At 66.2% G+C, this 12,221-nt stretch carries 10 protein-coding genes; 7 read left to right on the top strand and 3 right to left on the bottom strand.

Annotated features, from left to right (window positions below):
• Window positions 1-16: 16 nt before the first annotated feature.
• Genes QX051_RS11880 through QX051_RS11870 form a run of 3 tightly spaced genes read right to left on the bottom strand, consistent with a single transcriptional unit; the run spans window position 17 to window position 2,976 of the window.
• A complete protein-coding gene (locus QX051_RS11880) occupies window positions 17-601 on the bottom strand; it encodes an amino acid synthesis family protein (RefSeq protein WP_315776216.1) in 585 nt (194 codons plus the stop codon).
• Window positions 602-640: 39 nt separating this feature from the next.
• Window positions 641-1,528: a UPF0280 family protein gene (locus QX051_RS11875; RefSeq protein ID WP_315776271.1), complete on the bottom strand. Its 888-nt coding sequence runs from the start codon at window positions 1,526-1,528 to the stop codon at window positions 641-643.
• Complete coding sequence (locus QX051_RS11870) at window positions 1,525-2,976, bottom strand: 6-hydroxynicotinate reductase (RefSeq protein WP_315776215.1); 1,452 nt, start codon at window positions 2,974-2,976, stop codon at window positions 1,525-1,527. The genes QX051_RS11875 and QX051_RS11870 overlap by 4 nt, the downstream gene beginning before the upstream one ends.
• A gap of 285 nt (window positions 2,977-3,261) precedes the next feature.
• Here QX051_RS11870 and QX051_RS11865 point away from each other — a divergent pair, with 285 nt between their 5' ends.
• The 7 genes from QX051_RS11865 (at window position 3,262) to QX051_RS11835 (ending at window position 12,151) form a co-directional block, all read left to right on the top strand.
• The gene (locus QX051_RS11865) at window positions 3,262-3,744 is read left to right on the top strand and encodes a (2Fe-2S)-binding protein (protein ID WP_315776214.1); all 483 of its coding nucleotides are present in this window, start codon (window positions 3,262-3,264) and stop codon (window positions 3,742-3,744) included.
• Window positions 3,744-7,289: a molybdopterin cofactor-binding domain-containing protein gene (locus QX051_RS11860; RefSeq protein ID WP_409998084.1), complete on the top strand. Its 3,546-nt coding sequence runs from the start codon at window positions 3,744-3,746 to the stop codon at window positions 7,287-7,289. The genes QX051_RS11865 and QX051_RS11860 overlap by 1 nt, the downstream gene beginning before the upstream one ends.
• A gap of 153 nt (window positions 7,290-7,442) precedes the next feature.
• A complete protein-coding gene (locus QX051_RS11855; RefSeq protein ID WP_315740919.1) occupies window positions 7,443-8,225 on the top strand; it encodes an IclR family transcriptional regulator in 783 nt (260 codons plus the stop codon).
• A complete protein-coding gene (locus QX051_RS11850) occupies window positions 8,225-9,100 on the top strand; it encodes an ABC transporter permease (protein ID WP_315758074.1) in 876 nt (291 codons plus the stop codon). The genes QX051_RS11855 and QX051_RS11850 overlap by 1 nt, the downstream gene beginning before the upstream one ends.
• An 8-nt stretch (window positions 9,101-9,108) precedes the next feature.
• The gene (locus QX051_RS11845; RefSeq protein ID WP_315776213.1) at window positions 9,109-9,987 is read left to right on the top strand and encodes an ABC transporter permease; all 879 of its coding nucleotides are present in this window, start codon (window positions 9,109-9,111) and stop codon (window positions 9,985-9,987) included.
• Window positions 9,988-10,001: 14 nt separating this feature from the next.
• Window positions 10,002-11,066: an extracellular solute-binding protein gene (locus tag QX051_RS11840; RefSeq protein WP_315776212.1), complete on the top strand. Its 1,065-nt coding sequence runs from the start codon at window positions 10,002-10,004 to the stop codon at window positions 11,064-11,066.
• Entirely contained in the window at window positions 11,063-12,151 is a 1,089-nt protein-coding gene (locus QX051_RS11835; protein ID WP_315776211.1) for an ABC transporter ATP-binding protein, read from the top strand. Before QX051_RS11840 ends, QX051_RS11835 begins: the two co-directional genes overlap by 4 nt.
• Window positions 12,152-12,221 lie beyond the last annotated feature (70 nt).

Raw genomic sequence — 12,221 nt, 5'->3', positions numbered from 1 at the left:
TCCATGTTGAGTCGAATTACCGTAGACCGTCCTCGCCCTTGATCTCGGCGACCGTGAGCCCGCCGACGCGCGGCAGCGGACGGCCGCTGTCGGTGACCGCGAGCGCGACCATGATCTCATTGGCGCGTGGCGCGTCGTTGATCTGCACCTCCATGCCGTCGAAATGACTGCGCACGAAGGCCGCATCTTTGTGGCCGAGCGGAATGTCGAGCGTGCAGCCAACGCCGCCGCGCTTCTTCGACGAGGGGATCAGCGCCGCGCCCTTGCCGAGCACCTTGCGCACCGGCGCCCCCATCTTCGGATGCAGGATCGCGGCCGCATGCTCCAGCTCGCCATCGCTGCCGACGGCCGCCGCCTTGCCATAGCTGTGCGCGGCCGGACCCTCGATGCCGAGCGCGGCAACCGCGCGCTTGGCCAGCATCTCGCCGAGCTCCTCGCCGATCGCGATCAGCGGCGACAGGTCCTCGACATAGCGGCCGGCAAACGGATTCTCGATCACCGCCACTGCCGCAGCCCGCCGCGTCGGCGGCGACACGGTCCGGCCCATCTCCTGATGGACTTCCTCGACCACGGTCACGATCTTTCTGATGACGGCGCTCATCGTCGACCCTTCGTATTCTGGCACATCATGCATCAAACCTCACGCCGCCGCCGCCCGCAACTGCGGCCGACGAACGATCTCGACCGCGCGCGGACCGACAACGCGAATGTTGCCGCGGAGCTGCAGAACAGCGCCTTCGATCAGACCGGCCGACAGCAGCGACTGCCCACGATGCTCGCCCGCGGCCAGCGCTTCGGCAATCTCGGCATCACGGAGCTCTCCGACCTCGCATGTGACGAGGCGGTCACCGAGATCGCTATCCGGTTGCAACTCGCACGCGGGTCGGCGAAGCACGGCCGGATGCCCCGGAAGGTCGACCGCGTTGCCGATCACCGTCGCAGCCGCATCGGCCTGCGCTGCGCTACGCGCGAGCACCGTCACCGCATCGGCAATGCCCAGTGAGAAGCTGCGACCGTGGCGGCCCGATGTGGCGACACCGCCGATCGCGTCGGCAGCACGAAGCGTCATCCTCCGCATCACGCCCGCGCCGTCGGGACGGTCCATCAGCCCGACGCTGAAGGTAGCGGCATCCCGCAGATGGAGTGCGATGTCACCACCATTGTTGACATAAGCCCGCGTCAGCTTCGCCGCGCCGCACATGGCGCCGAGGATCTCCTCGGCGACGCTCCCGGCAACCGCGGCCATCGGCGTGATGAACATTTCGCGCGCGAACGGCGACACGGCCGCATGCATCCGCCTCGCGACGACACCTTTTAATTGGCATCGATCGTGATCGGCTCCCCTGCGCAGATCGGACAGTTCGGCACACAGCTCGTCCAAGAGACCCGTGAAACGCTCGGCCGCCGCACGATAGGCCGCACCAATATCGCCATCGGCCGCATCTGCGCCGATGATCAGATCGATCGGGCCGTCCTGCAGATGCAGCCGCCGGTCGGGCAACAAGGCGATCTGTGGCCGCCGGCTCATGAGCCCGGCCTCGGCCACGGCAATTGGCGGATGTCCTTGCTGACATCCTTCAGCGAAGCGAGCGGCTGGACGTAGTCCATGTGCCCGCCGAGCGCCGCATAATCCGATAGCCTCAGCGTGAACTCGATCGGCGCGACGATCGCAGGCGTCGGCACATAGCCGAAGGCGCCGGCCGGCATCTGGGTCACGTCGACCATATAGGTGATGCCGCCGCCCGGCCAGACATAGACCGGCGCACCGCCGCTCGTCACCCGCGTCAGCGTATCCTTGACCGAACGCGTCAGCCGCACCGGATTGTCGGTGACGCCAGCGCGCAGCGAGCCGCCGGCACCGGCCATGAACAGCACGGTGCACAGCGCCGGCTCGCAGTTCTCCTGGATGCGCTCGACCGAGAACTGCAGCTCCGGCGGCATCTCGCGCTGCACCGGCCTGAGCGACTCGTCGAGCACGTAGTATCCGGCATGCTCGCCCGTCGTGGACACCATCAGCAGCGTCGTTCCCGGCTTCGCCGTCTTCGGATCGAACGGCCCGAGGATCGACAGCGGATCGGAGATGTCGGTGCCGCCCCAGCCGGTTCCGGGCTGCGCCACCTGGAAGTAGCGGCCCGGCGTGGAGCGACGTCCCTTCATTTTGATGCCGGTCGCAGGAATGTCGAGCAGCTTGCCGGCCTGGTGCTCCGAAAGAACGCCGGTGATGTGATCATCAACCACGACGACCTCGTCGACCTTGCCCTGCCATTGCTTGGCGAACATGCCGATCGTGGCCGAGCCGCAGCCGACGCGCATGCGCTCTTCCTTGACGCCGTTGACGATCGGGGGCTGCCCCGCCTGCACGATCACGCTGGAGCCCCCGTCGACCACGAGCTCCACGGCTTTGCGGTTGCTGAGGTCCATCAGCGCGTCACAGGTGACACGCCCCTCCTTCTTGGAGCCGCCGGTCAGATGATGCACGCCGCCGAGCGACAGCATCTGCGAGCCGTATTCGCTGGTCGTGACGTGACCGACCGCCTCGCCGTCGACGCGCACCGTCGCCGCTTCCGGGCCGAGATAACGGTCGGTATCGATCTTCACCTTGACGCCGCAATAGCTGAAGATGCCCTCGGTCACGACCGTGACCATGTCGACGCCATCGACCACCGACGACACGATGAACGGCGCCGGCTTGTAGTCCGGATAGGTGGTGCCGGCGCCGATCGCGGTAACGAACAGCTCGGGCTGATGCACGATCTTGCCGTCCCAGTCGCCGCTCGCCTGGAACGGCACCAGCTTGCCGCCATGCGACACCGTGCGCTCCAGCAGGATATGCGGATCGACGCGCACCAGCACACCGTCCTGATTGGCATAACGGTCGCAGGCACCTGCCGCGCCCGGCTTGATGTAGCACATCACCGGACAGGCATCGCAGCGGATCTTGTCCGCGGCACCGTCGCTCGCCGTTTCGGTCACCATGCAGAGAAGCCTATCTTGAAGCGGAGCTGGCGGCAAACGTCCACACGCCGCGGCAATTCGTTCGTATACGAATGATGTCGCGCCCCTCCGCCGGCTGTCAAGCGCCACCGCGAACGAAAAGCACGATTGCCGGATAAACGATCAGTTTGCCCTGCACAATGACGACAAATCGTGCATACGCTGCAGCGCAAAACGTGGCACTTGCATGTTAGTACACAAACGATACGCTCGGAGCGATCGCCATCGCATCCTCGTTGACGATAGCATAGCGGACGACAGAAGGGCATGACGCCAGCAATGATTCGGCTGACCGTGAACGGACGGGCGCACGACGTCGCCGCCGCGCCCGGCACGCCCCTGCTTCATGTGCTGCGCAACGACCTCGCCCTGAACGGTCCGAAATACGGCTGCGGCCTGGGGGAATGCGGCGCCTGCACCGTGCTGATCGACGGCCGCGCCGCCCGCTCCTGCGTCATTCCGGTGGAAGGCTGCATCGGCCGCGATGTCACCACGCTGGAAGGGCTGGGCTCGCGCGAGGCGCCCGATCCGGTGCAGCAGGCCTTCATCGCCGAGCAGGCTGCGCAATGCGGCTATTGTCTCAACGGCATGATCATGACGACCAAGGCACTGCTGGCGATCAAGCCCGATCCGTCACGCGACGAGATCAAGCAGGCGCTGCGCTACAATCTCTGCCGCTGCGGCGCCCATGTCGAGATCCTCCGCGCGGCGATGCGGGCGGCCGGCCACACGCTCGAGGCGCTGGACTGATGAACGATCGCCTCACCAAGGACGAAGACATGCCTCGCGGCTGGCTGGTCGTCGAGCGTCCCATGGCCGGCAACAATGGCCGGTCCGAAACCTTCATCCGGATCACGGCGGCAGGCGAGGTCTCGGCCTTCAACGGCCATGTCGATCTCGGCACCGGCATCCGCACCGCGCTGGGACAGATCGTTGCAGAAGAGCTCGACGTCTCCTTCGCCCGCGTCGTGGTCGTGCTCGGTGACACCGCGGTCGTGCCGAACCAGGGCGCGACCATCGCCAGCGAGACAATTCAGATCACCGCCGTGCCCCTGCGCAAGGCGGCGGCGCAGGCGCGCGCCTTCCTCTTGGCGCGAGCGGCCGCGCAGCTCGGCCTCGACGTTCAGGATTTGACGGTCGAGGACGGGCTGATCCGCGGGCCCAACAACCGCGTCCTCAGCTATGGCGAACTGATCGGCGATGAGACGATCAGCCTCGCGCTCGCCGACGATATCATCGTCAAGTCGGTGAACGACTATCAGGTCGTCGGCCGCTCGGTGCCGCGCGTCGATCTGCCGGCGAAGGCGACCGGCGAGCTCACCTACGTACATGACGTGCGCGTGCCCGGCATGCTGCACGGCCGCGTCGTGCGCCCACCCTATGCCGGCGTCGATGCCGGTCCCTTCATCGGCACCAGCCTTCTCGGCGTCGACAGAGACTCGATCCGCGACATCCCGGGTCTGGTCGACGTCGTCGTCATCGGCGATTTCATCGGCGTCGTCGCCGAGCGCGAGGAGAACGCGATCCTGGCTGCCGAGCGCCTCGAGGTGAATTGGAGGCCGGTGCCGACCTTGCGCGATCTCGACGATGTCGAGAACGCGCTGCGAGCCAATCCGTCCGCTCCGCGCCGGCTGCTCGACAAGGGCGATGTCGACGCCGCCATCGCCGACGCCGCCAAGCCGATGCGGAGGACCTATCTCTGGCCCTATCAGATGCACGGCTCGATCGGGCCGTCCTGCGCTGTCGCCGACTATCGCGACGGGCAGATCCGCATTTATTCCGGCACGCAGAATCCGCACATCCTGCGCGGCGATCTCGCCATGCTGATCGACTGTCCAGAGGATCACATCGAGCTGGTCCGGCTGGAGGCCGCCGGCTGCTATGGCCGCAACTGCGCCGACGATGTCACGGCCGATGCGCTGCTGCTGTCGCGTGCGGTCGGCCGCCCGGTGCGCGTGCAGCTGACGCGCGAGCAGGAGCATCTGTGGGAGCCCAAAGGCACCGCGCAGCTGATGGACGTCAATGGCGGCCTCAATGCCGACGGTTCGGTTGCGGCCTATGAATTCGCCACGCGCTATCCCTCGAACGGCGCGCCGACGCTGGCCTTGCTGCTCACCGGCCGCATCGCGCCGGAGCCCGCCGTGTTCGAGATGGGCGACCGCACCGCGATTCCGCCTTATGATTACGACCATATGCGCATCACAGCGCATGACATGCCGCCGATCGTGCGCGCCTCCTGGATCCGCGGCGTCTCGGCCCTGCCCAACACCTTCGCCCACGAGTCCTACATCGACGAGCTCGCCGCCGAGGCCGGCGTCGACCCGATCGAATACCGGCTGCGCTATCTGAAGGACGAGCGCGCGCGTGATCTCGTGAACGCCGTGGCCGAACGCGCCGGCTGGACGCCGCGCCCCGTGCGGGAAGAGAAGACGCCCGAGAACGGCGTCGTCCATGGCCGCGGCTTCGCCTACGCGCTCTACGTCCACAGCAAGTTTCCCGGCTACGGTGCGGCATGGTCGGCCTGGATCGCCGATGTCGCCGTGAATACGACGACCGGCGACGTCAGCGTCACGCGGGTGATCGCAGGCCAGGACTCCGGCCTGATGATCAATCCGGACGGGGTACGCCACCAGATCGAAGGCAACGTCATCCAATCCACCAGCCGGGCGCTGATGGAGGAGATTCCCTTCACGCGCGGCAAGGTCGCGGCGCGGGAATGGGGCGCCTATCCGATCATCACCTTCCCCGACGTGCCTGAGATCGACGTGCTGATGCTGCCGCGACCGGATCAGCCGCCGCTCGGCGTCGGCGAGTCAGCGTCCGTGCCAAGCGCCGCCGCGATCGCCAATGCGATCTACGACGCCACCGGCGTCCGCTTCCGCGAGCCGCCATTCACGCCGGAGCGCATCCTGAAAGGACTGCGCGGCGAACGGGTGGAGACGCCGGCGCCGCAGTCGCTGCCCGCCCCCGAAAGACCGGCGACCACGTGGCTCAAGCCCTTTGCCAAGCGGGGCGGCGTGATCGCCACCGCCGTCGCGGCCTGCGCCGCGGCGATCGGCGTCGCCGCCGCCGTGCTGCCCTGGCGCGCCATCGCGCCGATCACCCGCCCCGATCCCTCGGTCTATTCCGCTGCGACGATCGCGCGCGGGGAGGCGCTCGCGGCGCTCGGCAATTGCGCGGTCTGCCATACCGCGGATGGCGGCCTGATCAATGCCGGCGGCCGCGCACTGGAGACGCCGTTCGGCACGCTGTTCAGCACCAATATCACGCCCGACGTCGAGACCGGGATCGGCGCCTGGTCCTATCCCGCCTTCGAGCGCGCGATGCGCGAGGGTGTGCATCGCGACGGCCGGCAGCTCTATCCGGCGTTCCCCTACACGCATTTCGCACGAACCGATGATGCCGACCTGCAGGCGCTGTACGCCTACCTGATGGCACAGGCACCGGTCCGACAGCAGGCGCCGGACAACGCGCTGCGCTTCCCGTTCAACCTGCGGCCGCTGGTCGCCGGGTGGAATGCACTGTTTCACGACACGCAGCCGTTCAGGCGTGATCCAACACGATCAGAGCATTGGAATCGCGGCTTCTATCTCGTCGAAAGCCTCGGCCATTGCAGCGCCTGTCACTCGCCGCGCAACGCGCTCGGCGCCGAGCAGCGCAACGCATATCTCGCTGGCGGCTTCGCCGAGGGCTGGGAAGCCCCAGCGCTGACCTCGCTCTCGAGTGCCCCGATCCCGTGGACCGAGGACGAGCTCTACACTTATCTCCGCTCCGGTCAGTCGCGCTTCCATGGCGTGGCCGCCGGTCCGATGGCACCGATCGTCAAGGATCTCGCGACGCTGCCCGATGCCGACATTCGGGCCATGGCGATCTATCTCGCCTCGTTCCAGACGCCCTCGCCCGCGGCAGCGAAGCTGGAGGCGATGGCCGCGGAATTGGAAGCGCGCACCAAGGTGACCTCGACGCCGTCTCCGGCGGCACGGCTCTATCTCGGCGCCTGCGCGGTCTGTCACGAGGTCGGCGGCCTGCCATTGTTCGGCAGCCGGCCCTCGCTGGCGCTGAACAGCAACCTGCACAGCGCCACACCCGACAATCTGATCCAGGTGATCCTGCACGGGATCATGAAGCCGGCCTCGTCCGACCTCGGCTACATGCCGGCGTTCAAGGAGCATCTCAGCGACGTCCAGCTCGCCGAACTCGTCGCCTATCTCCGTCAGCAATTTGCCCCGGACAAGCCGGCCTGGACGGGCGTCGACGCCGCCATCGGTCGCATCAGGTCCGCCGTGGCGCAGTGAGGCCGAGCATGCTCCTTCAGCGCCCGGCGCCCCGACCACCACCCTGACGCGCATTCGGGCACCTCCTTGCCAGTAATTTCGCCTTGCGGCAGTCGCCCTGCCGCTTCTAGAATTTGGGACTATGTTCCAAAAAATGGAACAAATGGTATCATCATGAGCGCCCTGACCAACGCCATCGACATCCTGCGCTGCTTTTCGACCGCGCGACCTGACCTCTCCTTTGCCGACGTCCAGGTCCTGACTGGCAAGCCGAAGAGCTCGACCTCACGCCTGCTCCGCTCGCTGCGCGATTGCGGCCTGCTCGAGCAGGACCCACATAGCCGACGCTACCGCCCGGGCCTGCTGACCTTCGAGCTCGGGCGGCTTCACCGGGCCCATGACGACCTGATCGCCACCGCCGAGGGCGAACTGCGCGATGTCTGCGCGCGCACTGGCCACACCGGCTACATCGCCGTGCTCGACGGCTATCAGCAGGTGGTGCTGCGGATCGTGCCCGGCTCCAATCCGCTGCGCGTCGTCAACCCGCCCGGCCAGCGCACGCCGGCAATCATCACCTCGAATGGCCGCGCCATGCTGGCGCGTCTGTCAGACCAGGAGATCCGGGCGCGCGTGCCGCTCGACTACCCGAAGGTCCCGGCCAACTCGCCGCAGAACTTCACCGAGCTGATGGCGCGGCTGAACGAGATCCGCCGGACCGGCATCTCGGACGCCGCCGACGAGGCCATCGAGGGCGTCGGCTCGCAGGGCTTTGCGCTGGCGAGCGGCGAGAGCGGTGAGCTGATCGGCATCGCCGTCTCCTATTCGGTGCAGGCGACCACCGAGATCGAGCGCGCCAACGTCCGCCGCGAGCTCGGCGCGATGGCTGCCAAGCTGCGCCGCATGACCGGCGATCCGCTCGGCCAGACCATCGAACAACTGGCCGGACTGGCCTCCTGATGACGAGCAGCAGCGCGCCGCGCGTCAACAGCATGGCGCTGTTGATCCTGCCGAGCGCGTTGCTGTTCGCGCTGTTCTTCTTCCTGCCGATCGGATTGATGGCGCTGATGAGCGTCCTGACCGGCAACCCCGTGGTCATGCCGAACGTCGCCCTCACCGCCAAACACTATGCCCGCATGGGCGATGACGGCTACTATCTCGAGGTGATCTGGACCACGATCCGGATCGGCCTCTGGACGACCCTGGCCGCGCTCGTGATCGGCTACCCGCTCGCGCATTGGATGGCGCGGATCAAGAGCCGCACCGGCCATGCGCTGCTGCTGATGGCCGTGCTGGCGCCGATGCTGACCGGCATCGTGGTGCGCACCTTCGCCTGGATGACGCTGCTGTCCGACAAGGGTGTCATCAACCAGATCCTGACCGCGCTCGGGCTGATCACCAGGCCGTTGCAGCTGATGTACAATGAGACCGGCATCATCATCGGCCTCGTCCACATCTATGTGCCTTTCATGGTGCTGACGCTGACTGGCGTGATCGGCCGCATCGACGAGCGGCTGGAGCAGGCGGCGGAGAATCTCGGCGCCAGCCCGTGGCGCGCTTTTCTCGAAATCACCCTGCCGCTCAGCCTGCCCGGCATCCTCGCCGGTTCGCTGCTCGTCTTCGCGCTCGCGATCAGCGCCTACGTCACGCCGATCCTGCTCGGCGGCTTCCAGATCATGACCCTGCCGATCCTGATCTACCAGCAGATCTCCGCGAACTTCAACGTCGGATTCGCGGCTGCGCTCGGCATGGTGCTGCTCATCATTTCGCTCTCGCTCGTTGTCGCGTATAATCACGTGCTCGGCCTCGTTTCGGGCCAGCGCGAGCTGCAATGAGGGCCAATATGACGAGCCTTGCTCCAGGATCGCGGCCGCCGCTTGCTGCGCCGATCGATCTGGCGGCCACACCTGCCCTTCGCAGCAAGACGCGGCCGCTCCGGTGGGGTCGCAGGCTCTATCTCACCGCCAATACCGGCATCCTCGCCTTCCTGCTGACGCCGATCGCGATCGTGATCGTGTTCGCGCTGAACCCCACGCCTTTCATCCAGTTTCCGCCGGTCGGCGTCTCCTTGCGCTGGTTCGAGAAGTTCTTCGCCTCGCGCGACTTCATGCACGCGCTGCTCTTCAGCATCGAAGTTGCGGCCATGACCACGGTCGCGGCCACGGTGCTTGGCGCGTCGGCCGCGCTGGCGATCGCCCGCGGCAACCTGCCAGGCTCTCGGCTGATCGTGGCGACCATGCTGTCGCCGCTGATGCTGCCCGCGATCCTGACCGGTCTTGCATTGTTCCAGTCCTACGTGCTGCTCGATGTCGGGCGTCCCTTGTGGGGCCTCGTCGCGGGCCATACGCTCGTGACGATTCCCTACGTCGTGCGCACCACGCTCGCGGTGTTGCATAATTTCGATGTCAGGCTGGAGGAAGCCGCGCAAAATCTCGGCGCCAGCCCCACCCGGGCCTTCTTCGAGATCACTCTGCCGCTGGTGAAGCCCGGCGTTCTGGCAGGCGCGATCTTTGCTTTCATCGTCTCGTTCGACCAGTTTCCGGTGTCGCTGTTCCTGGTCGCGCCGGGTAGCGAGACCTTGCCGATCACGCTGTTCAACTATCTGAAGTTCGATCTCGACGGCACCATCGGCGCGGCCTCGGTGGTCTCGATCCTGCTCGCCTTCATCGTCGTCATCGCGCTCGACCGCACCGTAGGTCTTCGCTCCTACGTCAAACTCTAAGGGAGATCCCGGACATGACCGCCTCATCGCGTCGTTTTCCTCTGAGCCGCCGCCGCCTGCTGACCGCGGCTGCGTCGCTCGGCGCCGGCGTTGTCGCTGCTCCCTATGTCGCGCGTGCGGACGAGCCCGTTCTCAACGTCACCGGCTGGGGTGGCAAATGGGGTGACGTGATGAAGGCCGAGATCGGCCCGGCCTTCGAAAGCGAGTTCAAGTGCAAGCTCAAGACCGACACCGCGCTGCCATTCCTGCCGAAGCTGCAGGCGAGCTCACGCTCGGCCCCGGTCTACGACGTGCTGCACACCAACTCCAACGAGCAGTGGGCGGCCGTGGAGATGGGTCTCGTCGAGCCCAAGGTCGACCCCAAGCTGGTTCCGAACGTTGCCGACGTCTACCCTTACGCCGTCAGCGACAAGATCGTCGGCGTCTGCATCTTCACCAGCGCCATCGGTCTCGGCATGCGCACCGACAAGGGCTATGGGAGCGTCACGTCGTGGAAAGACTACTGGGACGCGAAATTCAATGGCGCGCGCGGCGGCTATGTGATCCCAGCCAATAGCCTGGGACAGGCGTTCGTGATGATGTGCGGCGCGCTGTATGGCAAGGGCCAGACCGACCTCGACGCCGCCTATGCAGCGCTGGAGAAGCTGAAGCCGATCAAGCTGGTCGACTTCACCGGCGCGATGGAGAAGCTGATCCTGTCCGGTGAGGTCGGCCTCGGCATCCTGCATGATTCCGGCATCTATCGTTACGACGGTCAGAACCAGCCGGTCGACTTCGTCACGCCGAACGAGGGCGTGCTGTCGCTCGAGCAAGTGCTGAGCATCACGCCCGGCAGCAAGGTGAAGGTGCTCGCCAACGCCTATATCAACTACATGCTGCGCCCCGAGGTTCAAAAGCGCCTCGCCGAGACGGTGTGGTATTCGCCGGCCAACAGGAAGGTCAAGCTCGACGCCAAGTATGACGCCAAGCTGCTGACGACGCCGGAGAAGGTCAGCAAGCTGATCCAGGTCGACTGGAAGTGGTACAACGCACGGAAGGACGAGATCGACAGCCGGGTCAACCGGATCTTCCGCGCATGAGCGCTGCCATCGAGATCGCCGCGGTCAGCAAGATCTATGACGGCGGCGTACGCGCAGTCGATGCGGTTGCCGTGAACATCAGGCCTGGCGAGTTCTTTTCGCTGCTCGGCCCGTCCGGCTGCGGCAAGACCACCACCCTGCGCATGATCGCCGGCTTCGACAGCCCAAGCGCCGGCGAGATCCGCCTCGACGGCGCCGACATCACCCATGTGCCGGCGCACAAGCGCGACATGGCGATGGTGTTCCAGAACTACGCCCTGTTTCCGCACCGGACCGTGGCCGAGAACGTCGCGTTCGGCCTGCGCATGCGCAAGATCGACAAGGCGACGATTGCCGCGAAGGTGAAGGCTGCGCTGGCGATGGTTGAACTCGGAGGCCTGGAGAACCGCAGGCCGGCGCAACTGTCCGGCGGACAGCAGCAGCGCGTCGCACTCGCCCGCGCCATCGTCATCTCGCCGCGCGTGCTGCTCTGCGACGAGCCGCTCGGCGCGCTCGACAAGAAACTGCGCCAGCAGATGCAGTTCGAACTCAAGCAGCTGCAGAAGACGCTCGGCCTCACCCTCGTGTTCGTCACCCACGACCAGGAAGAGGCGCTGGCAATGTCGGACCGTATCGCGGTCATGAACGCCGGGCGCATCGAGCAGATCGGCACCCCGGTCGAGATCTACGATCAGCCGCGAACGCGTTTCGTCGCGGATTTCATCGGCGACACCAACATTTTTCGCGGCCAGCGCGTGACCTTGGACAATGGCGTCGGCATAGCCGTCGGCAACGGTCTGGTGCTGGCCCTGGCGGGCACGGTCGCAGCAGCCGAGGGCGAGGTTCTGTCGGTCGCGCTGCGGCCGGAGAAGATATCGGTGTCGCCAGCCGAGGTGGCCGATGCCAAGCGGACGGGCATGTCCGTGCGCGGCACCGTCGAGAGCACCAATTTCCTCGGCGGCGCGGTGCTGTACCGCGTCGCCCTGGAGAGCGGACAGCACGTGCTGGCGCAACAGCCGAATTCCGGGGCTGGTCCGCTCCACGCGCCCGGTCAAACGGTCACGCTCGACTGGCGTCCGGCCGATCTCGTCATTCTCGAGGATTGATATTGTGAGCGTCAAATTCTTATTCCCGCAGCAGTACCGTGCGCTGCAGTCACAGAGCAGCGTCGAGGAG

The sequence above is a fragment of the Bradyrhizobium sp. SZCCHNR1053 genome (assembly GCF_032381235.1).
GTDB lineage: Bacteria > Pseudomonadota > Alphaproteobacteria > Rhizobiales > Xanthobacteraceae > Bradyrhizobium.
This window is presented reverse-complemented; position numbering and strand designations above follow the sequence as displayed.

Coding starts and splice junctions, on each gene's coding strand:
- QX051_RS11880 (WP_315776216.1), bottom strand. CDS start 601: ATGAGCGCCGTCATCAGAAAGATCGTGACCGTGGTCGAGGAAGTCCAT.
- QX051_RS11875 (WP_315776271.1), bottom strand. CDS start 1,528: ATGAGCCGGCGGCCACAGATCGCCTTGTTGCCCGACCGGCGGCTGCAT.
- QX051_RS11870 (WP_315776215.1), bottom strand. CDS start 2,976: ATGGTGACCGAAACGGCGAGCGACGGTGCCGCGGACAAGATCCGCTGC.
- QX051_RS11865 (WP_315776214.1), top strand. CDS start 3,262: ATGACGCCAGCAATGATTCGGCTGACCGTGAACGGACGGGCGCACGAC.
- QX051_RS11860 (WP_409998084.1), top strand. CDS start 3,744: ATGAACGATCGCCTCACCAAGGACGAAGACATGCCTCGCGGCTGGCTG.
- QX051_RS11855 (WP_315740919.1), top strand. CDS start 7,443: ATGAGCGCCCTGACCAACGCCATCGACATCCTGCGCTGCTTTTCGACC.
- QX051_RS11850 (WP_315758074.1), top strand. CDS start 8,225: ATGACGAGCAGCAGCGCGCCGCGCGTCAACAGCATGGCGCTGTTGATC.
- QX051_RS11845 (WP_315776213.1), top strand. CDS start 9,109: ATGACGAGCCTTGCTCCAGGATCGCGGCCGCCGCTTGCTGCGCCGATC.
- QX051_RS11840 (WP_315776212.1), top strand. CDS start 10,002: ATGACCGCCTCATCGCGTCGTTTTCCTCTGAGCCGCCGCCGCCTGCTG.
- QX051_RS11835 (WP_315776211.1), top strand. CDS start 11,063: ATGAGCGCTGCCATCGAGATCGCCGCGGTCAGCAAGATCTATGACGGC.